The sequence below is a fragment of the Candidatus Leptovillus gracilis genome (genome assembly GCA_016716065.1).
Lineage (GTDB): Bacteria > Chloroflexota > Anaerolineae > Promineifilales > Promineifilaceae > Leptovillus > Leptovillus gracilis.
On sequence record JADJXA010000001.1, the window covers coordinates 742,447 to 768,279 of the forward strand.

A 25,833-nucleotide genomic window follows, 5' to 3' on the forward strand; every position below is an offset into this window, starting at 1 on the left:
AGAGGGGGTTACATGGACTATGATCATTTTCCGGCTGAATTAATTGCTCGGCTGCGTGGGGCGCAGCGGGTGACGGTGTTGACCGGGGCAGGCATTTCCGCCGAGAGCGGTGTGCCCACGTTCAGGCAAGCGCAGACAGGGTTGTGGGCGCAGTATGACCCACAGGAATTGGCAACGCCGGCTGCTTTCCGGCGCGATCCACGTTTGGTGTGGGAGTGGTACGCCTGGCGGCGCGAATTGGTGGCCCAGGCGCAGCCCAACCCCGGCCACCTGGCGCTGGTGACGATGGCACAGTTGGTCCCGCAGTTTGCGCTGATCACCCAAAATGTGGATGGCTTGCACGGCCGCGCCGGCAGCCAGCAGGTGATTGAACTGCATGGCAATATCACCCGCAGCAAATGTTTTGCCGACGGCCGTCTTATCCCCACCTGGCCGCCCACCAACGACATTCCACCCCGCTGCCCCCACTGTGGCAGCTACTTGCGGCCCGACGTAGTCTGGTTTGGCGAAGATTTGCCTTATGCGGCCCTGGCAACGGCCGTCAGCGCCGCCCGCGCCTGTGAGGTTTTTCTCTCTGTTGGTACATCAGCTATGGTTCAGCCGGCCGCCTCGCTGCCGCTGGAAGCGCTGCAAAGCGGCGCGACCATCATCGAGATCAACCCCCAGCCCACACCCCTCAGCCCCTATGCCACCTTTGTCCTCACAGGTCTGTCCGGCGAAATCCTGCCCCAACTGGTACAGGCGACCTGGCCAGAATAGCTGAACACCCAACACTGAATACTGAACACTGAACACCACACGCTCCCAATCTTTACATAAGCGTATCTCTCGTTTATACTACGGGCATGTCTGGGCAAACATCTCATCCTAAAAACGAAGTGCGCGTACCTCTAAGCGTTGTCTTAATCAGCCTTGGTCTGGTCATTGTGGCGGCGGTTACGGCCGTGTGGCTTCTCATCCCTGCCAGCATCCCCAGGCCCGTTTACGCGGCCATCAACAACCTGCTGCCACCAGAACTGATGATCCCTACCCCGGCAGCGGTAGCGGTGCTGCCAACGGCCGTGCCCCCTTCCGATACAGCGACCTCCCTGCTGCCTGAAACCACCCAGGAAATGTCTGGCAGCAATAACGGCAGCGTCATGACCCTGGCCGAAGCGCTGGAACAGGGGCCGCGTCCCGGCAAACCGGTACGCATCGTCATCCCTGACATTGACCTGGATGCGCCGGTGGAAGAGATTGGGGTAACGGCCGTACAAAGCGGCGGCCAAACCTACTACCAATGGCTCGTGCCCGACGCCTTCATCGCCGGTTGGCACGACAACAGCGCCCTGCTTGGTCAGCCCGGCAATACCGTGCTGAACGGGCATCACAACGTCTACGGCGAAGTGTTCCGCGACGTGATAGACCTGGACAAAGGGACGAGATCATCCTCTACGACGCCGATCAAACCTACACCTATCAGGTTACGGACATACAAATCTTGCTAGAACGTGGCCAGCCGCTGGCGGTACGCCTGGAAAACGCCCAATGGATCGCCCCTACGGAAGACGAGCGCATCACCATCGTCACCTGCTGGCCCTATACCGACAACTCTCACCGCCTGGTAGTTGTCGCCAAACCGATGGCGACAGCCAAAGTGTCTGGAAACCCATAATGATCATTAGACCTTAACCTGGACAAGCCAGAACCAAAAAGGGTTATCAAAGATTACGCGGATTGCCGACAAAAATCTGCGTAATCTGCGCAATCTTTGACGATATTCTTGTTCGCTGTACAAACAGCTGGCTCGTAAGGTACTAAAGGTTACAAAAACTTCATGGTCTTCATTAAAAAACAAGGAGGTTCGGATGAAAAAAGTTTGGACAATTGGTGTGGCGCTGCTTCTTTTCCTGGTAATAGGCGTCAGCATGGTCAGTGCGCAAGAGAATGGTTCTGTGCGGGGGTCTGTTTACCAGGACGTGAATGGGGATGGCAAATGCGTCAATACTGGCGTGCCCGGCGAGGTTCCGGTGGCCGGGGTGAATTTGGAATTTATGAACACCGGCAATGATTGGAAAGTCACGCTGTACAGCGGCGACAATGGCACATATGGCCTGGTGGCCGCCGGATTTGGCTATTGGCGCGTCACCGCCCAGCCTAATTCGGAGTGGTACGTTACTTCCACCAACCCGGTCTATGCAGCGATTGACAAAGATAAACCACTGGCTCTGAATGTGGACTTCTGTGTCGCGCGTCTGTATTCCCCCATCATCCCGGTTTACCCCATTTATCCGGGGCTGCCACTGCCGCCGGTGCTGCCGGAATCGGGCGCTGCGGCGAATTCTGGCAGTGGGGCAATGGGCACGGCCGTTTTTGCCTTCATCGGTCTTGGTCTTGTCGCCGCCGGCATTGGCCTGGAATGGCAGCGCCGCCGCACTGCCTGACAAACTGAGGGCGGGGCGACCCAAACGCGCCCCGCCCTTATCACGACGGCTTCAACAATACTTTACCGACATTCTTGCGATCCTGAAGATAATGATGGGCAGCGGCCACATCGTCAAAACGATACGTTTTGTCTATGTGCGGCCGAAACAGCGCCTCATCATACCAGGACACAATCTGCCGCATCCAGCCGCGCAGCAAATCCGCGTGGTCCCACATGTGCCCCAGGTTCACGCCCAACACCGCCTTGTTATCGCGCATCAGCGAAAACGGCGTATATATGGGGACCTGCACCATCGTCTTAAACATCTCCCACCGCGAGCGCCGTTTGCCATTGGCAATAGCGCTGACGCCCAAATGAACCAACCGACCGGTAGGCATCAGCAGGCGATAATTCTTTTGCCAATGTTTTCCGCCCAAGGGGTCTAAGACAATGTGCAGCCCTTTGCCGGCCGTCAGGTCATTGATCACCCGTTCATAATCCATATTGCGGTAATCAATGGCGTGGTCCAGGCCGCGCGCCCGCAAAAACTCGTGTTTCTCCGGCGACGCCGTGCCAAACGTTTCCGCGCCGATGATGCGGCATATGTCCAACGCCGCCACCCCCACACCGCCGGCCGCGCCATGAATCAACACCTTATCGCCAGGATGCAGCGAACCCATGACCATCAACATCTGGTAAGCCGTGAGGTAGTTCACCGGAATGGCTGCGCCATCTTCCACCGGCATCCACTCTAACCGTTTGAACACCTGCTTGTAGGGCACACAAACCACGTCGCTGTAACCACCAAAGCGCGTCAGGGCCATTGCGCCATCCCCTTCTTTGAGATTGGGCACACCCTGGCCAATCACGTCTACAACCCCGGCTACTTCATAACCTGGCACATAAGGCAGCCTGGGAGCATCCGGGTAAACGCCCATCCGCCCTAAAATATCGGCAAAATTGACGCCGACAGCCTGCACACGCAGCCGCACTTCACCAGTACGCGGGATGGGGTCTGGCGCGTCTTGCAGCTTGAGAACTTCCGGCGGCCCGGCTTTGCTAATCCAGATTTGTTTCATGCTTAGTTCCAGGGTAGCTTTGGTGATGGCGAGTATAACGGCAACGGCCGTACTTAGCCAAACCGGTGATCTGCCTGCGCCAATTGACAAGCCCCCGCCATTATGCTAATTTTCCACCACGATACCTGTGTCATTTGCGGCTTTCCCACGGCTGGGCGCGCCGCCTACCACGCCCATCAGGGCAAGCAGAAAGACGATATGCCGCGTATTGAAGCCTTAGAAAACAGTTCCTCAGGCCAACGAGACAACCTGAACCATCAGGCGATTGAAGATTACCTGAAAACGATTTACATGTTGGCCGAAAGCGCAAGCCCGGTGAGTACATCGCGCATTGCTGAGGCGCGGCAGGTAAATCCCGCTTCCGTTACCAGTATGCTGCGCCGCCTGGATGGCCTGAAATTAGTGAATTACGAGAAACATTATGGCGCCACACTGACAGAAAGCGGTACAAAAATCGCCCTTGAGGTGATTCGTCACCACAGGCTGTTGGAATTGTACCTGATGGAAGCCTTGGGGTTTAGCTGGGACGAAGTGCATGAACAGGCTGATTTGCTGGAACACGTCATCAGCGAGAAGTTGGAAGAGCGCATCGCCGCCGCATTGGGCCACCCAACGCTGGATCCACATGGCGACCCCATCCCCGCACCAGATGGCAGCATGGTGGTGTTGGACACACGGCCGTTAGCCCACGTCGCCATCGGCGAACAGGTGCAGGTCGCTCGCATCTACGACGACGACAACAGCGAAATGCTGCGCCACCTGGCCGATTTGGGATTGACGCCGGGCACGTTGGTGCAGGTAACGGCCGTTGCCCCCTTCGACGGCCCTCTGACTATCGAAGTAAACGGCCAGGCCCAGATAATTGGCTTCAACGTCGCCCGGTCTGTCCTGGTGACCGCTGCCTGAACTCTTACACCCCATTGACGATGAAACCACGCCGGGCAGGGAGATTCCTTTGACGCAGCCAACGCAGCCCATCAACTCCGACATCGCCATCGGGCAAACGCAAGAGGCCAGCCAACGGCCGCCGGACGCGCAACCGTTTGTCGGCCGGGACGAGGTATTTGTCTGGCTGGAAAAGCATCTGGCGCGGCGTTCGCCAACCGAACCGCTGCTGCTGTACGGCCCGGCGCGAATTGGCAAAACGGCCGTATTCCAGGAAATCGCCGCCGGCCGCCTGGGACCCCAATTCATCCTCGTCTATATAGATTTTGCCCGGCTGCTGCGCGACAGCCTGAGCATTTTCCTGCACGATCTGGCGCAAACGGCCGTAGCCCAACTCCAGCAGCACGGCATTCCCCTGCCAGAACCAAAGCAGCAAGAGTTTGTCGTCAACCCCTACAAAGCGTTTCAGGACCACCTGCTGCAGCCGGCGCTGCGCCAGTTGGACGGCCGTAACCTGCTCTTTCTCTGCGACAACCTCAACGTTGTCTATGATCAGATGGCGGCCGACGTATTTGCCGCCAATACCTTCGAAGCATTCTACCGGCTCATCCACGCCCATGCCCACGCCTACACCTTGTTCAGCCTCACCTACCCGGCGGCAAACGGCCGTCCCGATACCTTCACCCCCTTCGAGAGCATCCCCCACCTGGCGCTTCAGCCATTAACCCCGGCCGAAGTTGCCACCTTGATGCGCCAGGGAACAGCAGCGACGGCCGTTCAAGACGTCGTCACCTACATTCACCAGCTCACCGGTGGTTATCCGGCCCCCTTACAGCGCCTGCGTCAGGCATTAAACGAATGGCAGGCGCACTACCAACTGCGCCAACTCACTGTCGCCGATGTGGCTGTGGTGCAGCAAAACACCGCTTCCGCCGCTGCACAAACCAACACCGCCCCGCCGCTCGTGCCCTTTACCATCACCCGCACAATGCCCAGCGCCAGCGTTGTCTATCGCTCGCCGTATCAATCACCGCCCATCTCTCGCAACACCAGGCTGCTTGGCGGGGCGTTGGTTCTATTAGCCGCTGCTATGATCATCACCGGCATACTTTTTCAACGCGCCACCCAGCAGCAAGTCGCCAATCCACCGACGTTTGTGTCGGAAACGGCCGTAGCCCTCACCTCTGAAGCCTTAGCCGCCGCCATCATTGCCCAAACACCCAGCCCCACTGCCACGCAGCCGCCCACAGACACCCCCACGCCCACCACGACCCCCACAGACACCCCCACGCCCACCCTCAGCCCCACGCCCACAGAAACCCCCACCGTCACCCCGACGCCCACGCCAGACACGCTGCCCACCGCCATCACCCGCACCGCCGACGGCATGGTCATGCGCCTCATCCCTGGCGGAACCTTCGTGATGGGTTCCAACGACGACGACGTGTTTGCCGCCTCCGATGAAAAGCCCCAACACGAAGTTACTCTGGACAACTATTACATGGACCAGTACGAAGTCACCGTCGCCCAATATGCCACATTCCTAAACCGACTAGGTACCTACCGGCAAGCCTGCGACGGCTTCGACTGCGTGCTGCCGCGCAGCCGCACCGGCATCATCAGCTATTTGCTGGAAGAAGACCTGGGAGATGGCAAAGTACAATTCACGCCGCTCACCGGCTTTGCCGCTTTTCCTATCAACCACATTAGCTGGTACGGGGCCAAAGCGTACTGCGAGGCCGTTGGCGCGCGCCTGCCCACCGAGGCTGAGTGGGAATATGCCGCCAGAGGGGATGACGGCCGTCTCTATCCCTGGGGCAACGAAGCGCCCACCCAACTGCGCGCCGTCTTCAACAGCGAAAAGTTCGACAACCTCAAGCCGGTAGACGCCCTGCCGAACGGCCAGAGCGCCTTCAACATTTTTGGCATGGCCGGCAGCATGTGGGAATGGACGGCCGATTGGTACAGCGAAACCTATTACGCCACCAGTCCATCCTTCAACCCCACCGGCCCAGAAACCGGCCTTACCCGCGTCATTCGCGGCGGCGCCTGGCCCCTCAACAACGAAGCCGACCGCATCCGCGCCGCCAACCGCAGTTCACTCACCCCAGAATTTATCAGCAGCACCGTCGGCTTTCGCTGCGTTAGCCAGCCGTAAGGGTTCGTTTGCAATTAACTTTGGAGTTTCCAGATTGGACCAATCTTGGAGATTGGTCCAATCTCACCAGGTTAAAAATATATGAACCCTAAGACGATTTCGGATTGGGGATTTTGGATTTCGGATTGACGATTGGTCCTGAGCTTGCCGAAGGATTGACCATTGACCTCTATCTCATGATAAATGTCACGCCTATGGCATGACATTTATCATGTGGGCGCGTGACATTCATCATTTATACTATTTCTATCTTGAGGGTAAAAGCTCAAGGTACTGAGGAAGCTCCGAGAAATTGGAAAGCACTTTTTACCAAGAAAGCATCTACAGACAACGTAAACAAAAACCCGAATTAGATTTTAGGTTTATCTTGGGGAAGTTTACGAAGTAGATGTGGCTAACCCGGAAAACTGGGTCTTGGCTCCAGAAAACAAATCGCTTGCTCTATGGGTAAGCAGCTGTTCTGAAGCTAAGAACAGACATTCGGGAAAAACGACCGAGTTTTGTTACGAGTGTTTGAGTCCATGCTATTGGCTCAACTGTAAAAAACAGGTGGTCAAGGTAAAAAGGTGACTAGAAGGTTACTTGGGGCTCCTCTTTTTTGTTATCAATTCCCCGGCGCTGCGGCAGCGCCGGGGAATTTTGCATTACGCCCCATTTACCAGGGCGCGCAGCAAGCTGGCTCGCCCCAACAAGCCGGTCAAACGGCCGTTCCCATCCACCACCGGCAGCCGTTTGACCCCGTGCTGCATCATCAGGCTCAGCGCCTCGTTCGGCGTCGCTTCAATGGAAATGGTGATCACCGGGGCAGTCATCAGGTCAACGGCCGTTTCCGCAGCCGCCAACAAAGGCAGCGGTTCATCGGTCGGCTGGCCGCCAACCAGGCGGCGCAGGCGAGCCAGCAAGCTGGGGTTGGCCGCCTGCCGGCTGCGGCGCAGCAGATCCCCATCGCTGATAATCCCAACCACCTGCTGGCTGGCGTCTACCACCACCGCCCGGCGGCGGCGGTCGTGTTCCAACGCCTGCAAGACTTCTTCCAGGGTGGCCTGCGGCGAGACGGTCGGCACGTCGCGGTACATCATCTCGCCGATAGTCGCGCCAACAGGCGACGACTCCATGTGTGTCTCAACGGCCGGTTGGTGGTATTCCAGCGTGCGCAAAATGTCTACCCGGCTGATCCAGCCGACCAGACGGCCGCTGCCAGGACGCCCCCCATCCACCACCGGCAGCCGTTTCAAGTTATGGGCCGTCATTTGCTCCACGGCCTGGCGCAGCGGGGCTGTAGACGAGATTGTAATCACCGGGCTGGTCATCAGGTCAATGGCCGTGCCCCCCTGCGCCCGTAAGTCCGCCAACTGCCGCTGCCAGTCGGCGGGCGGCAGTTCGGCCTGCAAATCTAAGCGCATACTCAGGCCGGCCCGGCGCAGCAGGTCGCCGTCGGTGATGATACCCTGGAGACGGCCGTTGCCATCCACCACCGGCAAACTGCGATACCCTTTTTGCAGCAGCAGCGTCACCACTTCGGCCACCGGCGTATCCGGGCCGACCAAAATCACTTCTGTGCGCATCACGTCACGCACCGGTTGGGCCAATGGGTCTGGGCGGCGGCCAGGTGCATATTGCAGCACGTCCACTTCTTCCACCGTGATCAGGCCATCATCCACCATTTGGCGCACCTGGGGCAGCAGCCGCTCCACCGTCTCCGGCTGGTCTATCCACTCCAGGCGCATGGGCAAATCGGCCGAAAGGTCCAGAATGGTGGCGGTGTGGATGCGGCTGTGCACGCCAAACCCGGCCAACCCACGCACGGCCGTTGCCCCGGCGGCCCCTTCCTTCTTCAGGAATTGCAGCAGCGCCATGTACAACGGCTTACCCTGATACCGATCACTTTCACCAATATAAATGATAACCCGCAGCGCCTTACCTTGTAACTGCATCCTTTTATCCTCCGCCCGACAGCCAACGGGCCAGCGTCACCCCCAGGGCGACAGCCACCAAACCCACCAGATTGTTCGCCGCGACATTCAACAAGCTGCGCCAAAAACCAGCCTCGCGCCACAGGGTCAGGCTCTCCACCGCATAAGAAGAAAATGTGGTGAACGAACCCAAAAAGCCCACTGCCAGCAGCAGCCGCGCCTCTGGCGACAGTTGCAGCCGCCCTGTGCCCAGCGTCAACAAAAAGCCCAGCACAAAGCTGCCGCTGATGTTCACAATCAACGTGCCATAGGGAAAATCTGCCCCCAGCCGGTTCCCGGCCCACAGACCTATTAGATAGCGGGCATTCGCGCCAAACGCCGCACCCAGAGCGATGAATAAAAATCGGTTCATGTTTCACGCAGATTGGACAAGTTTGCGAGAGATGCCTGGTCTTTACCAAAGATATTGTTGTACAAATCTATGCCAAAACTCGTCTGCAAAGGCGACCCCCTGGTGACTTTGAAGGTGCGTTCGCCGTCCTCTTGCCTTTCCGCCCGCAAGAAAAAAGCATTGGCCATGCCGCGCCGGTAAAAGCCGTGCGCCAGTTCGTAGAGATGGGTCACAAAGAAAATTTTGATTCGTTTTTCCAACAAGGCGCTGATGATTTGCCGGCCGATTTCCGAGCCTTCCCGTTCATTTGTTGCGGCGAAAGACTCATTGAACAACAACATCGAATGGGGCGTGATGGCGTCTACAATGAGACTCATCCGGCTGAGTTCTTCATCCAGCTTACCGCTGGTCATGGAGGCGTCTTCTTCCCGCTTGAAGTGGGTGAAGATTGCCTCGCAGACATTGGCGCGGAAAGAGTCTGCCGGGACGAACAGACCGCACTGCATCATCAACTGCGCCAGACCAATACTACGCAAAAAGGTAGATTTACCACCCTGGTTGGCGCCGGTGATCATCACCAGATCTTTGCCGTCGGCGGCGCCATCGTTGCCAATGATGTTTTGCTTCAGGGTCAGGGCCAGACAAAGGTCATACAAGCCGCCGTAGGTATGCCGCCGTTCGGTGCTGTCCACCGGTACAGGAAAGGCAGTCGGCGCGCCCATCTGCTTAAGCTGGTCGGCCAGATTCAAACAGCCCACGTAAAACGCCAGTTCAGCCCGCAGCATTTTGAAAAAGCTGTCTATATGGTCGGAAGATTGCGCCAGGGCGTTGGCGACCAGGTTGATACCCCGGTTTTTCAGGTCGGCCACGGCGCGGGCGCCATGGTCGTCGCGGGGGTGGAGGCGAAAGCTGTAAACCGGCGCTTTGGGGGAGAACACACGCTCCAGCCAGTTTTGGTCGTTGTCGTTGGGTTGGCGCAGCACGTAATCCGTTCCTTCATTCCCCCTGCCCACGGTGGCGCTGAGCAGCACGCCATCGCGGAATTTTAACGCTTTCAGATGGTCTTGCACCAGGGAAAAATAGTCATCGTTTAATTCTGTCTGAATCATGGCAAAAAATCGCGCAAAGCCTTCGGATTGGAATTGTCCGGCGTGTGTATTGGCGATCTGCTTGAGTTTTTTCAGCAGCTCCATAAACATTTGCACCATTTCCACTGCACTGTTGAGGATGCCGCTGGGGTAGCTGGTGTAAATGCCCATCCAACCGCGCCGTTTGTTGAGGATGGCTTCGATGGGAATTTGGTAGATGGCGCGGACCACGGCCGTATTGTTCAAACAGTCTTGCAAGATGCTTTGGCGGTAGCGAATCACGTCCACATCCCGTGTGCTGGCTAAAACAGCCTTTTTCGACACTTCAAAAATATAGTCGTCGTCTTGGGCCATCGCCTGAAAAAGAGTGTTTAGCTCCAGGTCCTGAATGAGCGGTTGGTGGTGAGGGAGCAACGGCCGTTGCCAATCAAAATCCTGCTCCGGAAACATCAGAAAAGCTTTCACGCGGGAATACGCTCCATAATACTTGCATACGTCAGGCCATGTTTCTCAGCAATAGACATGGCATAAGCCAGCCCATCGGCCGACCGCCGCAAAATTTTGTAGGTGCGCTCGGCCGGATTGTCTGGCGCCACCGTACTGACCATGCTCACCGTTTTCTCACCGGCGGTCGCCAACTCGTCAATAAACGTCACCCACACACACAATAAATCCAACTGCATGATCCTCTCTTCGATTTGTTGGCTGAGAAAAAGCGCGTCTTGCAGCGTGGTAGAGGCAAAAATTTCATTCATGATCAGGATGCTGTGCGGCGTTGCCTGCTTTAAAATGGCGTCAATGCGCACCAGATCATCCTGCAATTTGCCGCGCAGATTGCTCATGTTCTCTTCCCGTTCAAAATGGGTGAAAATCCGGTCGCACAGATAAAGCTGCGCCTGACGACCAGGAACCGGGCAGCCCAGGCTGGCCAGGTAATGAAGCTGGCCGAAAGTGCGGGCGAAGGTTGTTTTGCCGCCCTGGTTCGGGCCAGAAACGATCAGAATACGCTCTCCGTCTTTGAGGTAAAAGTCATTCACCACCACCGGCGCATCTTCATGGACGCGCTTTGCCGCCAGGGCCAGATCAAACCCAGCGTAATCGTACACCTCTTTACGCTGCCAGGAAATCTGCGGGTAACAAAAAGAGAGTCCGGCGCGTTGGATGTCGGCGATAAAGCTCAGGTAAGCGATGTAAAACTGAACTTCCCGGTCAAATGTACGAATAGTTTCATCGAGAAAATGGGTATGCCGGCCGCAAAACTGGGAAAGATGGTCGAAAGCTTCCGGGTGCAATTTGGCAACCAAATCCAATATCTTCGCTTCGACGTGGTTCATGCCGGAGGCAATGGTCAGCTTGGACCGGTAATCTTTTACCGCGCCCTGTTTGAACTTGGCGAACGTCGCCTCAACTTCGACGCTGTAATCACTTTCCCCTTCATAATGGCAGACTTTGACGACGCTGTCATGGATAATGATGCCGTAGGTGATGGCCGCCAGTTCGGCGCGAACCTGCCGCGCTTCGGCCAGCAGCAGCGTAAATTCCGCCGAAGCGGCGTAGGCGGTCATATAGTCACGAAAAGCCAACAAGCCAGGTGACCGCAGCGAGGCAGCGCCCAGATCAATCGCCAGTTGGGTTACGGCGGCGCCGTAAGTTAGCACCGCCTCCAAAAACCAACCTTCTCTGTGTCGCTGGTAATAGAGCTTAGCCAACATTCCCAGATAGCGCCGTATCAGACTCATCTGGTCGGCAAAGGTGTTGATGTCGGCCATGAGCGTCTCATCCGCCAAATCCTGGGCAATTTCCTGACGGTAAAGGATGGCGTCAACGGCCGTTAACGGCGCATAAAAGAGGGGCGTCAGTTCATATTCCTGCTTACCGGCCGTCACCGCCGCAACAATCTGATCCAGATTCAAGTCGGTAAAAAAGTCCGGCGCTTCAGAACTTTCGCCGGTTGGCCGATCTTCTGGTCTGGCAAACAGAATACTGTAAAACGTCATATGCTTTCTTGCTTGGTCAGACGGTACAACACCGGCACGGCCGCCAGTTGGCTGAGGACCGAAAAAGCAATGAGAGCGGGCAGGGAAATGTCGTACAACACCCCCATCAGCGCGCTGCCGGCAAACCAGGCCAGCCCATAACCGGTATTAAACACCCCATAGGCCGAGCCGCGCCTGTCGGGGGAAACCATGCCGGCCACAGCGGCGCGCATCACCGATTCCTGCGCCCCCATGCTGACGCCCCACACAACCATGCCCGCCAGCGCCGCCCACAGGCTGGTGGTAAACACCAATGGCGCAAAAAAAGCAGACAAGAACGCGACGCCTATTAAAACCGACAACCCATGCCGGTCATACAGACGGCCGAATATGAGCGCTGCCAGGGCGTCCACACCCATCGCCACCGCGTAAAAAATCGGTATCCAATGGGTGGGTACAGTCCCTGTTTGCCCAAAATTGAATCTTGGTATTCATTGACAAAACTCCTTGTAGTTGTAGAAATAAAAACGGTCACAAATCTGACAACGCTTCGGTCAGAGCGTGAACCGCAGCCATCAACGTGTCTAAATCGGCCAGAGCGTCGGCGCTGGTGGCGGCATGTTGGGCGCGTTGGGTGACGGCCGTTTCCAACACCAGCGCCGTCGCTTCAATCGTCTCTTGCCAGCGGGTATCCAGATGCGCCTGATACTGACGCATCACCTGCCCAGTGTTTTGCACCACTGCCCAACGTAGATGCTCCGTGTTGCGTAAAGCCAACTGAGCGCCGAGCGGCTGCAAGCGATTGAGAAGACGAGGTATCCTTTTGGCGGGCGGCTACCAGGGTTTCCTGGAAGGCGTCGCGCTTTTGTTGTAGTTCGTCCAGGGGCATAGTCAGCGCCCGGCGTTCCGTTTGCAGCAGCTGCTGCGCTTCGTGCAGCGCGTCTACTGCTTTAGCGGCAATGGCTTGCGCCAACGCTGCCTGTTTTTCCTGATTTAGAAAATAAAATAACCGCGCTTCGACGGCCGCCAGCCCGCTGGCCTGCCAGCCGTCGGCATCATCCTGCTGCCGGGCCGCCAAAGCCAGACGCGCCGAGATGGGAAACAACATCAGGTCGCCGTTTAGCTGCGCCTGTTGGCGCAGGGTGTCGGCCAAAAAGCCCAGCGCCTGGGCCTGCTCGACCGGTGTCAGGTAATCCACTTTATTGAGCAAAAAGAAGAGCTGGCTCACGTGCTGCTGCACCGCTTTGAGGAACTCTACTTCAACGGCCGTTATTGGCGGGTCGGCCGAGAGCAAAAACAAGGCGGCGTCTACTTCGGCCAGAAAATCCAGGGTCGTTTCCGTGTTGTGGCCCAGGGTAGAGCCAATGCCCGGTGTGTCTATCAGCACCACGCCTTGCGCCAACAGCCGCGCCGGATGGCGCACGTCCACGCGGGCCACGCCCAGCACGTTGCCGGGGTTGCCCGTTTCTGTAACGTATTGCTCCAGGGCCGATGGCGGCACGGCCGTTACCCGGCCATCATGAAACACCACCTCCACGATGCGCTCCGGCCCATGCGTGATAAGCGTGGGAATGGCGGTCAGGGGCACAACGGCCGTTGGCAGAAATGGCTCGCCCAACAAGGCATTCAGCAGGCTGCTTTTGCCTCGTTTGAATTGGCCCAACACGGCCAGGTGGAAGCGCCCGGCGGTGAGACGGCTTTGCAATTCTTGCAGGCGGGCCGCCAGTAGCGCGGTGGGCGGATGCTGGGTCAGGTGGGTAACGGCTGTTTGCAGTAATTCCCGAAGTGCGGCCGTCGTCATAAGGTCCTCTCGGCGCGCGTTTTTACATCCCGCCGCAGCCGATACTGCGGACAGACTTCTTCTTCGGGGGTGGCGTGGAGGTGATTTTCAGACATGGTTCTATTTAAAAAACATCCAGCGCACCGCTGGTGAATTCCACGGCGCGCCGCCAGGCGTCACTTTCTTCGCTAAATCCTTCGTGCTGAAAACGATGATCGTTTTTGCGGATGAATTCGGACAACTGGACGCGCAAGGTTTGCCATATCTGGCGTTGGTGCGACAGCAGCATAGCATACGCCGGCCCGTCAAGGGTGTCTAATGCCTGCCGTAGGTGTGGCAGGCATAAGCCATCACTGGTTTGCCAGGCGGCTGCCAGGTCGGCGTCCTGCTGATGGGCATGCAGCACATTCAGGGCGCGTTCGGCCGTCTCGTCGCGTATCTGACAGGCGGGGCAAGGAGCGTGGGCGGCCAGGTGTTTGGGGCTGCTGTCGTGCCCCATTTGCCCCGCCAGCCGGTCGAACCAGCTGGCGCTTTCTTCCTGCCCTTGTGGCAGTTCCGTTTCCAGTTGACGGAAAATAGCATTGTAGAGAATGGTGATGCCCAGAGCATTATGATAGGTTAACAAGAGTCGGCTGTGGGTGGCACAAAAGCCGTGCGCCTCAGTCAATCTTTGCTGCATCTCGGTGTCGTTGACGTATTCATAGAGCATACTGTCCATAAAATTGGCAACGGCCGTTCGCCCCAATGTACACAGGGCGCAGCCGGGTGTTTTCAGGGCATCCAGCAGGTTAAAGTAGGGCGTGTGGCGGGCGGTCATCTGTTTTCTGCAGCCTCCTGTGTTGTGTGAATCACGCGGCGCAGTAAGTGCGGCAACTGGGCTAAAGCGGCAGCGTCTGCCAATGCCTGCTGCGCGGCTGGGCCGCCAATAGCGGCCAATGCTTCGGCGGCGGCTAAACGGGCGGGTAACGGCCGTGTACCATCCAACAATACCACTGCCAATCCGGGCACGGCCGGCAGCGCGCCAAGGAGACCCAGGGTGTGGGCAACGGCCGTTGTCACGTCCATGCTGTCGGGTTGGCGGGCCAGACGGACCAGCAGCGGTGGCACGGCGCGTTCTGCCCCCAGGCGACCCAAAATCTCAGCTGCAATGACGGCGCGGGTTGGTTCAGGGTGGCCGATGGCGTCCATAAGCCGGTCGGTGAAATCTTTGCCCGTTTCCGCCAGCGACGCGCCGCAGGCGGTGCAGGTTTGGGCTTCATAGGCGTTTTCCACCCAGCAATGCGGACAGTAGCGAATCATAGCGCGCCTATCATCCGCTCTAGCTGTTCCTGGAATTGGGTTAAGGCGAATTGATTAACGGCCGTGAACAGCTTATCCAACTGCCGACCGCCGGGCGAAAGACGGAGCGTTAAGGTGAACAAGCCATCAGCCTGCTCCGTTACGGCAGCCGACATGATGTGACGCAGCCGAATATACTGCCAAACGCCGCCATAGTGTCCACTCCTGGCCTCCGCAAAACGGTTATCATCACCAATAAAAATGACCTCTTTGTCCGTCAGAATGGCGAGGTGCGCCAGAGATACTGTGCGATTGAACGACCGGCCAAACAATGTCAGAATCGGCCGGCTCATTTTGGGCTGCCAAATGGTATGAATCACCTGTTCACCGCGCACCAGACTTTCGCGGGCATAATTCATAAATTTGTAGTTGACCGTATCCAAATAATTAAATCTGGCCCGCTGCGCCTTCCATTGCTCCTCAGAGGTATCTTGAGCCTCCGGTCGAATTTTGTGTATAAACGGTTCATAAACCGGCCGCGATACGGTGTTAAATTCGATGATAACCGATGTTGGCTGCCCGGCATCGGTCAGGCCGCTGATAGTCAACCATGAATACAGCAGAATTTGGCCGATTTCCAGGTCGCTGACATGGGCTAACGGGTAACTGGCGGCGACAATTTGGCTGCCCACGCGCTCCCACACATAAAGCGTATCATCCAGCTCGCAGAGCAGTCTTTCGGTTGTTTTGCGCCGCATGCTGTTGATCACTGGCGCAAAAACGACGTGGGGGAAGGGTTGGATGGTGGCTAACGGCCGTTCACACGCGCTCTGAAAAGCCTGGGGCACAGCTTCATACGATTCAATCACCTGCGACCAGGTAGCCATGGACCGATGGGTTCTGACAAAGCTGGGAGATGGGCTGTTTAATGGGCTGTTTAATGGGCTGTTTGATTCTGTTACCATCTGTTTGCCTGTCCTCATCGCGGTGGGCCAAACAACAAAAAAACCTCTACCCACGAATAACTCCGTTGGTAGAGGCTATCAGCCGGTAGACCTGGCAATTGACTCACGAACGTGAGATGGCGAGCCTCATCGCCTGTTGATTTGTCTCTGCATTTTAGCAGATGGAACCGCTTTATAGCAAATCGTGTTGGCCCAGAACCGCAGGCGTTCAGATTGGACAAATCTCAGAAGATTTGTCCAATCTTCCGTATGCTATTCCTAAACCAGGTTCGGCGATGGCTCGTGGGAGGCGGGCGGTGGTGGGTTAATGATCTGGGCGTGCGGCCAACGCGCCTGGGCTTCTGGCAGCAGCGACGGCCGTATTACCACACAAGCCACCCGGTAACGGCCGTCGTCAATCACCTGCAAACCGGCCATCAACCCCTCACCTCGCCCAAATTCCAGCGGACCTAACTCGTCCAGAATCAGCAGGTCATGGTCTGGCGCATCAGCCATCACCCTGTTGCCCCAGGCCAGGGCCTCCGGGTCAAAGGCCCACTGCGTCGTAGACACGGCCGCGGCTGCCGAACCACGCAGGTTTGCCAACCGCCGCCGTTCCTCGGTGTGCAAATTCACCAGGTCAATGCCCAGTTTACGGCCGTGCGCAAACACCCCTGGCGACCACAATCCGGCCACCCGCAGACCCCGCGCCCGCGCCCGCTGCGCCAGGTCGCCGCACCAGGTTGTCTTGCCCACGCCGCTCAGCCCGGTAACAATGAACAACTGCGGCGCATTGCGCCCATTTTGAAAGGCTTGCGCCAGCGGCGAATCCGGCCAATCCAGGGCAGCGGCGGGCAGGGTCAGCGGCCGCTGCGCCAGAACTGCACGCGGCACATCCTGCCCATTCCTGTGGTCGTACAACATCTCCATACGCAGTCCATAGGCGGTCGAAAGCAGCGGCTCGGTCAACGTCTCTGTCGGTCGGCCATAGGCCATCACCCGCCCCCGGTACAGCAGCAGCACCCGGCCGGCGTACTCCAAAGCGTTGTTCGGCGCGTGCGATGAGATGATAAAAGACAATCCCTGCCGCGCCAATTGGTCTACCATTTCTAATACGCGATGCTGATTGCTCATATCCAGGTGGGCCGATGGTTCGTCCATCAGCAGCACGTCGCACTGCTGCGCCAGCCCCCGGGCGATGAGGGTAAGCTGCCGCTCGCCGCCGCTAATTTCGGTATACGGCCGTTCCCGCAGCGCTTGCAGCCCCACATTCTCCAACGCCTCATCAGCAATAGCCCGGTCAGCCGCCGATGGCGAACCAAACAGCCGCAAATGGGGCGCGCGCCCCATCAACACCATCTCGCGCACGCTGTAGGCAAAGGCCGGCATGTGTAACTGCGGAATAAGCCCCACACGCCGCGCCCGTTCACCGGCGTTGTATTCATGCAGCGGCCGGCCATCCAACAACACCCGCCCCTGCGTCGGCTTCTGTACGCCGCCCAGACAGGAAAGCAGCGTGGTTTTGCCGCTGCCATTGCGCCCCAGCAGGAACAGAATTTCCCCGGCAGCCAATGCCAACGACACATCATGCAGCACGGCCGTCCCCGGCGTATAGGCAAATCCGACATCTTGCGCTTCTAATTTCATACTACCCACTGCCTACTGAACACTGAACACTACCCACCTCACCACCCCGTGCGGTTGCGTCGCAGCAGGACAATGAGGATAGGCACGCCGATCAGCCCGGTGAGGACGCCAAGCGGCACTTCGCCGGGCAGCAGAGTACGGGCGATGAGGTCAATCAGCAGCAGGAAACTGGCCCCTAGACTGAGGGTCGCCGGAATCAGCCGTTTGTGGTCTGGCCCCACCAGAATGCGCCCGGCGTGGGGGATAACCAACCCCACCCAACCAATGACGCCGCTGATGGAGACGGCTACGGCCGTCATCAACGTCGCCGTCACAATAATCGCCAACTTCAACCGGGTGGGGTTCATGCCCAGAGTCGCCGCTTCGGCCTCACCCAGCGACAATACATTCAGCCGCCAGCGCACCAGCCAGAGAAAGAGCGCGCCAACGGCCGTGATCAGCAGCAGCGCCGGAATGCTGCGCCAGGTAACACTGGCCAGGCTGCCCAACAGCCAAAAAGTAATCGCCGGCAGCGCGTCCAGCGGATCGGCGACATACTTTAGCAGCGAGGTCAGCGAGCCAAAGAGCGAACCGACCAAAATACCCATCAGCGTCAACACCAAAATAGGCGCGCTGTGATACAAACGGCTGCCAAAAAAAGCCAGCGACACGGCCAATAAGCCAAAAAAGAAAGCCGAGGTCTGCACCAGCCAGGCTGGCGCCAGCAGCAGCAAAGCCAACGCCGCGCCAAAACCCGCGCCAGAGGTCACGCCCAGGATATTAGAATCAACCAGGGGATTTTTGAAGATGCCCTGAAAGGCAGCGCCCGTGCTGGCCAGGCTGGCCCCAATCAGCAGCGCCGCCAGCGCCCGTGGCAGCCGGATGCGCAGCACCAGCAGCGCCGCCGTCTGGTCCACATGGTCGGCCACGCCGGGGAACAGGGGCGAAAGCAAAACACGCCCCACGTCGGCAATCGTTATGGGGTAGCGCCCCAGGCCAAGCGCCAACAAGAACAAGAAAACTGGCAGGAACAGCAGCAGCGCGGGCAAACCATAGCGCCGTATAGAAGCCCGCGCTGCAGTGAGATGTTTATTCACTGCCGCATAAGGCGGCGATTTCTTCAGCGGTGATGTCGTAGCCATAGAAGATATTGTAGAAGATTCTTGTTTCAGCGGCACACGACAGGCTCACAACGCCGGGGTGCAGCCTTTCGGCCAGCCAGACAATGCCCAACACTGAATCGGGCGCGGGCGTGTCCCAGGGGGCGACTAATTTGGGCATTTGGTAGACACGGCCGTTCTGCACCGCGTCTAATACCTGCCATTCCGGGCTGTCGGTAATGGCTGCAATGGTTGCGCCACCATAGGGAGGAATGACGATAACATCCGGGTTCCAGACAGCGATTTGCTCCAGATTGACATCGTTCCAGTAGCCGGGCAGGTCAACGCTGACAGATTCGCCCCCGGCCGCCTCAATGAGGCTGGTCTGGTACATCTCGCCGCTGGCTGCTTGCAGTGGATCAGAGCCGGTGAAGAGGACGCGCACGCGCTGGTCGGCGGGAACAGCGGCTGTTTCTTCCCGAACAGTATTCAGGATGGCCTCGTAATAGGCGATCCACGCCTCAGCCTGGGCGGCGGCATGGGGGCCAAACAGTTGGCCGCTGAGGCGGATAGCTTCTTGCAAACGTTCCGGGGTCTCAGCTTCAAAAAGGATGGTGGGCACACCCAACTCGGCCGTTGTGCCCAACCATTCGGAACGAGCCGCGCCCAAAATCAGGTCAGGGGCAAGTGTGGCGGCCGTTTCCACGTTAAAACTGCGCTGAGCAAAGGCGTCGTCCCCTTTAATTTCTTCAAAACGGGGGTCCATGCGAGCCATTGCTGCCGCCCCGGCGGGGTCGCGCGCGCCCAGGTAACTGGCGGCCACCAACCGGTCGCCCGCGCCGACGCCGTAAACCAGAAAAGTGGTCGGCCCGTGGGCGCTGATCACCCGGCGCACCGGCTGCGGCACTGCCACCGTATTGCCCGCCTGGTCGGTGACGGTGACGCTGGCGGGCAGCGCGCCGATGTCAATAAGCGCCTGCTGTCCGTCTGGGGAGATGGCAAAGGTGATAAAATCGGCCGCGTCGGCGCTTGCAGTTTGGGCGACCAGGGCGACGCCGGGCAGGAAATAAGCGGCATTTTCGGCGGCGCCAGCTGTAACCAGCAGATCGGCGGCGGCAGCGACGAAGTCGGGTTGTTCGTCAGGGAAAAGGGTGGTGTAAACGGCCATTACCGCCCCGCGCACTGCCTCGTCTGCCTGAATGGTAAAGCGAGATGTTGGGTCGGGGGCGATTGTTGGATCGGGAACGGCCGTTGGCGCAGTTTCCGCAGCGGGGGCGGGCTGCTCTGCTGCCGATGGGCGGCACGCCGCCAGCGCCAACAATAAAATGAACAGGAATGTTGGTTTGATTTTCATAAGATTGCTCCGTGAAAAAGAGTTTAACACAAAGAGTAGGGGGTATGGCCATACCCCCTACTCCTGAAAACTGTTGAGCCAGTCCAGCATGGCTTGAATCTGGCCCAAACGAAATTGATGGACAAGACGGCCGTACTCCCCTGCGTTTTGCGCCTCACCCGCAGCCCGCGACTCCTGCGCCGCCAACCATTCCTGGCAGCGCACCCGCTGCGCCGCCAACAGGCGGGACTCTACATCCGTCCCTTCCCGCCGGGCAAAGTACAGCTTCACCAGGAACTCCAGACGCAGGGAACGGCCGTGCGCCACCGGACTCTCCACCCAGGCCAGAAAGGCGGCCTCGCCGACGGCCGTCAGGTGAAACAGCTTGCGCGGTGGCTTGTTCTCCTGTGGCTCGGTGACGGTGAAGACATACGCGGCGCTTTCCAGCTTGTCCAGCAGGGCGTACAACTGGCTCAACTTAATCTGCCACACCGGCCCTAATCCGGCCGAGTCGGTTAGCTCCTGGTGGATAGCGTAACCGTGTTTGGGCTGGCCGCGCAAAAAACCCAACAAAGCATGTTCGATGGTCAAGGAAGAGGTTTTCAGCGTCATAATCAAAAATCAACTACTCATTTTATGAATAAACAAGACGGATTATAACCTTTGCTCTTTTCCAGGCAACAATGAAAGGTCCCCGGCGCTTTGCCAACGCCGGGGACTTGATTGTCGTTACGCAACTCCTGAATACAAACCTATTCGTGCAAAGTCTGCGTGCGCAGGTCTATGCCGGGGCGCAGTTCCTTTTCGTAATTGATGAACTGGCGGGCGATGAACATGCCCGCTTTTTCATACAGCCGGGTGGCCCCAGTCAGGCTGCTGGCGTCTACGCCCAGCCCTACCGAGCGCCGCCCACGCCGGTACAATTCGGCAAAGGAGTGTTGCAGCAGCGCCAGGGCCAGCCCATTGCGCCGCCACGGCCGTCGCACGCCCAATGTATTCACCCAACCCATCGCCGGGTCCTCGTAGGAGTTGATGCGGCACAGCGAGACTCCGGCCACTTCGTCGCCAGCCATCGCCAGAAACCACAAGGACGGGTCAAAGAGATGGTCGCGGCCGATCCACTGCTGCCAATGGCGCAGTTCTTCTTCTTCCGGGGAAGAGACGAAACCCCAATGGTCGCGGAAGGCGTCGGTGGTGGCATTCATAACGGCGCGCAGGTCGTCCCGGTTGGGCAGGGTGATGATGTGGATGTTGGCCGGGATTACGGCCGTTGCCGGTTCCGTCGGCAGCTCAATCTTCATGGTATAGAATGAGCGCGTTGGGACCATGCCATAGCCAGCCAACAGCGCTTGGGATGGCTCATGGGTGCTGATGGCCCCGGCGCGCATCGTCACCAGGGCTTCGGCAGGCACGCGGGGAAAAACTTCGCGGCAGCGCACCTCCGCCCATTCCAGCAGGAACGTGCCGATACCCAGCCCTTCAAACTGCGGATGGACGCGGCCCCACACCCAGGGGGAAACGGGCAGCGAGTGTGTGTCCCACACTTCCACATAGCCCGCCAATTCACCCAGCGGCGAAACAACGACGCGGGTGGCCGTGTCCAGGTGGAAATCTTCAGTTTCCCACTCGCCGCGAATATCTTCGATGGTGAACTCGGCGCGGCCGGATTGGGCAATGGAGGCGGCGTTGAACAGGGCAACGGCCGTCTCAATATCGTTCATTTGCGCTGGCCGTACAATAAATCCGGCCGGTAATGTTGTTGTACTTGCTTGTTCGGTAATCATCATGCTCTCCTGATTTTTTTAGGGCGTTACGCCGAGCTGCGCCAGTTCCGCCGGGATGTCTGTGCCGGGCTGGAAATGAATGGTGTGCAGGCCCAGATCGCGCGCCGCTTTGATGTTGTGGGCAAAATCGTCTACAAAAACAGCTTCGGCCGGCGCGCGGCCCAGGCGCGCCAGGGTGCGGGTAAAAATTTCCGGGTCTGGTTTCATCACCCGTTCAACCGCCGAGCCGACGATGAGGTCGAAGGCGTCGGCGATGTGGAATTTGTCGGCCAGGGCGGCGTGTAGGCCATCGGTGGCGTTGCTGATAACGGCCGTCTGGTAACGCGGCCTCAGCTTGCGAATGAAGGCCACCAGGTCTGTATCCAGCACATCTCCGGCCCAAAAGCTGCGCCGAAACGCCGCCAGATCGCTCTGGCTCAGGTTAAGCCGCTGACCAACCCAGACCCACAACGCCTCGTCGCTAATGTCGCCGCGCTGCGCCTTTGTGCCCATTTCGCCGCCAAAGACAATCTCTTCCGATTCACGCTCGGCCAGACCCAGGCGCGCTTCCCATTCCCGACGGTGGCGGTGGTCGCCGGTGCGGACCAACACCCCGCCAATGTCAAAGATTATTGCTTGAATCATCTGTTACTCCTTTTGCGTCATGGGTTCAGGTGTTATTTTTACGCCTCACACCTGACGCTTGACGTTTGCCAATAAAAAAGGGCGCTGCGGATAACTCCTGCGCCCTTTTCGGCCGGGCGTTGTGGTGACAACGCGCCGGAAAATAAAAAGGCCGCAGGCATTGGTGCGCTGCGGCCTCGACTATATCAATCTTATGTCAAGTTATCGGCGTGCAGACGCAATGCGACAAGGAGATGGACCGTCGCCAGACTTTGTTGAACACATTCCCTTTAACATCATGCTGCTCACCGTAAACTTACTCGATTTATGGCTTATTGTGACCACGCGCATACTGTAACATACGGCCGTTCCCCGCGTCAAGGGTAAACAATCATGGGAATTGATAAGAATTTAAAAAGAGGGAACTCAATAGAGGCAGTTAGCTAACTGAGAGTATCAACCCTCTGAAGAATGGCAACCACAGCTGGGAATAATAAACAGGGTTTTCCAGAGGTGCGCCAAATCTGTTCTTTACTCAGATCTGTTTTTGTCGTCCCGAAAATGAAATTTGGCAGCCAATCAGCCCTATTCATCCAATAAAATCACCGGTTCTTCGTAGTAGCGCAGGCGGCTGTGGGCCAGTTTTTCTTCCAGGAATTGGTTGAACCAGGCGCGTTTGGCCGGCAGGGGCTCGTCTTGCTTCAGGCGGGACAGGTCGGCGTTCAGGCGCAGGACGCGGCCAGGTATGACAAAGCGGGTTAACCCGGCGGGGACCAGTTCGCCACGGCTGGCGACCTCGAAGACCATCTCCGGCTGGAATTGGGGGAAAATGGCAACGGCCGTCATCTGTGGAAACTGTACCCGCAAGCGCGGCAAGTCGGTCAGCAGGGTGCGCTCCACGTTGCCCCAGCGGGTGTAGCTGGCGACCAATTCATTCATCACTGTCAGGCGGTCAGAACCAGGCGCGGCCTGAGCAACGGCCGTTTCCCCATCCCTATCCAGGAAATAACAAAGCGTGGTCGGGTCGTCGAAGATGTGGCCGATTTCGGGGGCGGCGATGGGGTGCAGGCGCAAGCCAGGGATGGCCGCCAGATGTTCTTGCAGTTCAGTAAACGGCCGTTTTGCCACTTTTTGGCCGCTGGAGATAACGTGATACCAGGTATGCAGCTCAAAGCGGTTATCGTCGGGCGGCACAACCTGGACGATGAGGTACGGATAGCCTAACCATTTAAAGGCGGTAGAGCGCGTGGCCCCATCTAAAACAATGTAACGGCCGTTCCAGAACGTCGTCACCGGCGGATTCACCAGCAGGCCATCGGCCTCCAGGCGGCCCATCAGCCGCGCCACCCGTTTTTCATCCACCTGCTCGTGGGGGATGACCAGTTCGGTGGGGACCAGTTCCAGGGAAAGCGTCTCGCCGGGCTGTTTTTTCTCCAGCACGGCCGTAATTTGTCGGGCCACCGTCAGCGCGACGTCGCGCTGACGATTGCCGATGATGGTGCTGACATGGGGCACGACCATGGCGCGTGGCTGGGCGCGCAGCAGCCGGGCAGTCTCGGTCGCTTCGCCCACTTCGACTGGCAGTTCGGGCACGGCGGCGTCGGAGAGACGGCCGTTTGCCAATGCCTCTAGCAGCGCCGCCTCGTCCACCAAATCGGTATGGCCGGGATTGATGACGCTGGCCGACGGCTTCATCAGCGCCAATTCCTCGGCGCCGATGATGGTCTCGGTTTCCGCTTTAAAGGGCACGTGCAGGCTCACAAAATCCGATTCTTGCAGCAGGGCTACCAGGTCGGTGGCCTCCACGCCGGCGGAGAGGGCCAGTTCGGGCGTCAGGCGCGGCTGGTTGACCAGGACGCGCATGTCGAAGGCGCGGGCGCGGCGGGCCACTTCGCTGCCCACCTGCCCAAAACCAATCAGACCCAGGGTTTTACCGGCCAAACGGCCGTCGGCAAAGCGATAAGCCAGGGTCAACATCCACGACAATACATTTTCGGCGATGGCTACGGAACTGCTGCTGGGCACGTTGACCACCTGAATGCCCATGCTGCGCGCCGTACTCACGTCTATGTTGTCCAGCCGCGCCCCAGAGCAGCCGATGACGCGCAAATTGTAGCCCTGCTCAATGACGTGTTCTGTCAGCCGCGTCTCCTGCCCGACGACAATAGCCTGGTAGCCGCCGATGATCGGCAGCAGGTCTTCATCGCTGAGGCCGGGTTTCACATCTACAACGGCCGTTTTTGCCAGCAGTTCCATGCCGGCGGCGTCCAATGGATCGCACACCAGCACACGCGGCCGTTTTTGCGCCTTTTCCACCGGCCGCCGGAAGGCGGCGTTGTGCACGGCGGCCAGGGCCGGCCGGGGCGTTGGTTCGCCCCACAGCCGGGCGGCGACGGCGGGGATGTCGGCGTTGCCGCCGCTGAGAATGACGCCGACGCGCTGGCCGGGCAGCGGATATTGCCCGGTGAACAGCGGGGCCAGGGCAACGGCCGAACTGGGTTCCACCAGCAGTTTGAGGCGCGTCCAAAGAAATTCGAGGGTCGTCAGGATGTCGTCTTCAGATACGGCCGTCATATCGGCCACGCAGCGGCGCATGATGGGCAGATTGCGCTGGCCAATGAAGCGGGTGCGTAAGCCGTCGGCGATGGTGTCCGGGGCGTCGTCCAGGGTGACGATGCGGTTTTCGCGCCAGGAGCGATTGGCGTCCGCGCCGGCTTGCGGCTCCACACCCACCACGCGGCAGCCTGGCGCTAACGCCGCCGCCGCCAACGCCGAGCCGCTGATCAGCCCGCCGCCACCAACAGGCGCAAACAGGGCGTCCAGCGGCCCTATTTCCTGGAACAATTCCCAGGCGGCCGTGCCCTGCCCGGCGATGATCTCGTCGTTGTCGTAGGGATGGATGAGGGTGTAGCCATGTTGGGCGATGAGGTTGGCGGTGACGGTTTCGCGGGTAACGGCCGTGCAGGTCACAATTTCTGCGCCATAAGCGGCCGTTGCTGCCTTTTTAATTGCCGGGGCATTGTCCGGCATGACGATGACCGCTTTGACGCCCAACAATTTGGCTGCCAGAGCCAGCCCTTGCGCGTGGTTGCCGCTGGAATGGGTGATGACGCCGGCCGCTTTTTCCGCGTCGCTAAGCTGGCTGACGGCGTTATACGCGCCGCGGAACTTAAACGCGCCGACACGCTGGAAATTTTCGCACTTTAAATAAATCTCGCAGCCGGTCCGCTCGTTGAGCGTGCGCGAAGTCATAACGGGGGTCTGTTTGACAATGCCGGCCAATCGGGCGGCGGCGGCGCTTACGTCTGGGGTCTGGGTCATGGTCATGGGGGATACCGTTTTCCGTGTGCGGTGTTCAGTGTTCAGTGTTCAGTGTTCGGTGTTCAGGTATGGAATACCGCTTACAGCGAATAGCCATAGATATTAAGAAAAAGATTTGGGATTTTCTCATAGCTTGTCAGGGGGCAAGCCAATCGTAAATCGCCAATCGT

At 58.5% G+C, this 25,833-nt stretch carries 24 protein-coding genes; 6 read left to right on the plus strand and 18 right to left on the minus strand.

Annotation, left to right across the window (positions count from 1 at the left end; all coding sequences use genetic code 11):
- Positions 1-12 precede the first annotated feature (12 nt).
- From IPM39_03115 to IPM39_03130, 4 genes are all read left to right on the plus strand, one after another.
- Positions 13-759 carry an NAD-dependent deacylase gene (locus IPM39_03115; protein ID MBK8985061.1) on the plus strand — a complete coding sequence of 249 codons (747 nt, stop codon included), beginning with the start codon at positions 13-15 and terminating at the stop codon, positions 757-759.
- An 86-nt stretch (positions 760-845) separates the two neighbouring features.
- The gene (locus tag IPM39_03120; protein ID MBK8985062.1) at positions 846-1,487 is read left to right on the plus strand and encodes a class F sortase; all 642 of its coding nucleotides are present in this window, start codon (positions 846-848) and stop codon (positions 1,485-1,487) included.
- Positions 1,481-1,654 carry a hypothetical protein gene (locus IPM39_03125; protein ID MBK8985063.1) on the plus strand — a complete coding sequence of 58 codons (174 nt, stop codon included), beginning with the start codon at positions 1,481-1,483 and terminating at the stop codon, positions 1,652-1,654. The genes IPM39_03120 and IPM39_03125 overlap by 7 nt, the downstream gene beginning before the upstream one ends.
- A gap of 193 nt (positions 1,655-1,847) precedes the next feature.
- Positions 1,848-2,423, plus strand: coding sequence for a hypothetical protein (locus tag IPM39_03130; protein ID MBK8985064.1), 576 nt, complete (start codon positions 1,848-1,850; stop codon positions 2,421-2,423).
- Between the two features lie 40 nt (positions 2,424-2,463).
- On the opposite strand, the gene IPM39_03135 is transcribed toward IPM39_03130, so the two are convergent.
- Entirely contained in the window at positions 2,464-3,483 is a 1,020-nt protein-coding gene (locus IPM39_03135) for a zinc-binding dehydrogenase (protein ID MBK8985065.1), read from the minus strand.
- Between the two features lie 198 nt (positions 3,484-3,681).
- Between IPM39_03135 and IPM39_03140 the strand changes: the two genes are divergently transcribed.
- Together IPM39_03140 and IPM39_03145 are read left to right on the plus strand one after the other, a co-directional pair.
- The gene (locus tag IPM39_03140; protein ID MBK8985066.1) at positions 3,682-4,389 is read left to right on the plus strand and encodes a metal-dependent transcriptional regulator; all 708 of its coding nucleotides are present in this window, start codon (positions 3,682-3,684) and stop codon (positions 4,387-4,389) included.
- 49 nt (positions 4,390-4,438) lie between these two features.
- Positions 4,439-6,526, plus strand: a complete 2,088-nt coding sequence (locus IPM39_03145; GenBank protein ID MBK8985067.1) for an SUMF1/EgtB/PvdO family nonheme iron enzyme — start codon at positions 4,439-4,441, stop codon at positions 6,524-6,526.
- Between the two features lie 644 nt (positions 6,527-7,170).
- Here the strand turns inward: IPM39_03145 and IPM39_03150 are convergent.
- From IPM39_03150 to IPM39_03230, 17 genes are all read right to left on the minus strand, one after another.
- Complete coding sequence (locus IPM39_03150) at positions 7,171-8,460, minus strand: DUF190 domain-containing protein (GenBank protein MBK8985068.1); 1,290 nt, start codon at positions 8,458-8,460, stop codon at positions 7,171-7,173.
- A gap of 4 nt (positions 8,461-8,464) precedes the next feature.
- The gene (gene crcB / locus IPM39_03155) at positions 8,465-8,851 is read right to left on the minus strand and encodes a fluoride efflux transporter CrcB (protein ID MBK8985069.1); all 387 of its coding nucleotides are present in this window, start codon (positions 8,849-8,851) and stop codon (positions 8,465-8,467) included.
- A complete protein-coding gene (locus IPM39_03160; GenBank protein ID MBK8985070.1) occupies positions 8,848-10,383 on the minus strand; it encodes a DNA mismatch repair protein MutS in 1,536 nt (511 codons plus the stop codon). The genes crcB and IPM39_03160 overlap by 4 nt, the downstream gene beginning before the upstream one ends.
- On the minus strand, positions 10,380-11,915 hold the full coding sequence (locus IPM39_03165; protein MBK8985071.1) for a DNA mismatch repair protein MutS: 1,536 nt from the start codon (positions 11,913-11,915) through the stop codon (positions 10,380-10,382). The genes IPM39_03160 and IPM39_03165 overlap by 4 nt, the downstream gene beginning before the upstream one ends.
- Positions 11,912-12,313 (minus strand): MFS transporter, encoded by a 402-nt coding sequence (locus tag IPM39_03170; GenBank protein MBK8985072.1) that lies wholly within the window; start codon positions 12,311-12,313, stop codon positions 11,912-11,914. Before IPM39_03170 ends, IPM39_03165 begins: the two co-directional genes overlap by 4 nt.
- A 112-nt stretch (positions 12,314-12,425) precedes the next feature.
- On the minus strand, positions 12,426-12,611 hold the full coding sequence (locus tag IPM39_03175) for a hypothetical protein (protein MBK8985073.1): 186 nt from the start codon (positions 12,609-12,611) through the stop codon (positions 12,426-12,428).
- Positions 12,562-13,695: a dynamin family protein gene (locus IPM39_03180; GenBank protein ID MBK8985074.1), complete on the minus strand. Its 1,134-nt coding sequence runs from the start codon at positions 13,693-13,695 to the stop codon at positions 12,562-12,564. The genes IPM39_03175 and IPM39_03180 overlap by 50 nt, the downstream gene beginning before the upstream one ends.
- Positions 13,696-13,798: 103 nt before the next feature.
- Complete coding sequence (locus IPM39_03185) at positions 13,799-14,491, minus strand: hypothetical protein (GenBank protein MBK8985075.1); 693 nt, start codon at positions 14,489-14,491, stop codon at positions 13,799-13,801.
- Complete coding sequence (locus tag IPM39_03190) at positions 14,488-14,973, minus strand: hypothetical protein (protein ID MBK8985076.1); 486 nt, start codon at positions 14,971-14,973, stop codon at positions 14,488-14,490. Before IPM39_03190 ends, IPM39_03185 begins: the two co-directional genes overlap by 4 nt.
- Positions 14,970-15,917, minus strand: coding sequence for a hypothetical protein (locus IPM39_03195; protein ID MBK8985077.1), 948 nt, complete (start codon positions 15,915-15,917; stop codon positions 14,970-14,972). The genes IPM39_03190 and IPM39_03195 overlap by 4 nt, the downstream gene beginning before the upstream one ends.
- Before the next feature lie 258 nt (positions 15,918-16,175).
- Positions 16,176-17,543: an ATP-binding cassette domain-containing protein gene (locus IPM39_03200; protein MBK8985078.1), complete on the minus strand. Its 1,368-nt coding sequence runs from the start codon at positions 17,541-17,543 to the stop codon at positions 16,176-16,178.
- A 38-nt stretch (positions 17,544-17,581) separates the two neighbouring features.
- Complete coding sequence (locus tag IPM39_03205; protein ID MBK8985079.1) at positions 17,582-18,664, minus strand: iron ABC transporter permease; 1,083 nt, start codon at positions 18,662-18,664, stop codon at positions 17,582-17,584.
- Complete coding sequence (locus IPM39_03210; GenBank protein MBK8985080.1) at positions 18,612-19,976, minus strand: ABC transporter substrate-binding protein; 1,365 nt, start codon at positions 19,974-19,976, stop codon at positions 18,612-18,614. The genes IPM39_03205 and IPM39_03210 overlap by 53 nt, the downstream gene beginning before the upstream one ends.
- 57 nt (positions 19,977-20,033) lie before the next feature.
- Positions 20,034-20,567 (minus strand): PadR family transcriptional regulator, encoded by a 534-nt coding sequence (locus IPM39_03215; GenBank protein MBK8985081.1) that lies wholly within the window; start codon positions 20,565-20,567, stop codon positions 20,034-20,036.
- Positions 20,568-20,707: 140 nt separating this feature from the next.
- Positions 20,708-21,742 (minus strand): GNAT family N-acetyltransferase, encoded by a 1,035-nt coding sequence (locus IPM39_03220; GenBank protein MBK8985082.1) that lies wholly within the window; start codon positions 21,740-21,742, stop codon positions 20,708-20,710.
- Positions 21,743-21,757: 15 nt separating this feature from the next.
- A complete protein-coding gene (locus IPM39_03225) occupies positions 21,758-22,363 on the minus strand; it encodes an HAD family phosphatase (GenBank protein MBK8985083.1) in 606 nt (201 codons plus the stop codon).
- A gap of 564 nt (positions 22,364-22,927) precedes the next feature.
- Complete coding sequence (locus tag IPM39_03230; GenBank protein MBK8985084.1) at positions 22,928-25,669, minus strand: pyridoxal-phosphate dependent enzyme; 2,742 nt, start codon at positions 25,667-25,669, stop codon at positions 22,928-22,930.
- Positions 25,670-25,833 lie beyond the last annotated feature (164 nt).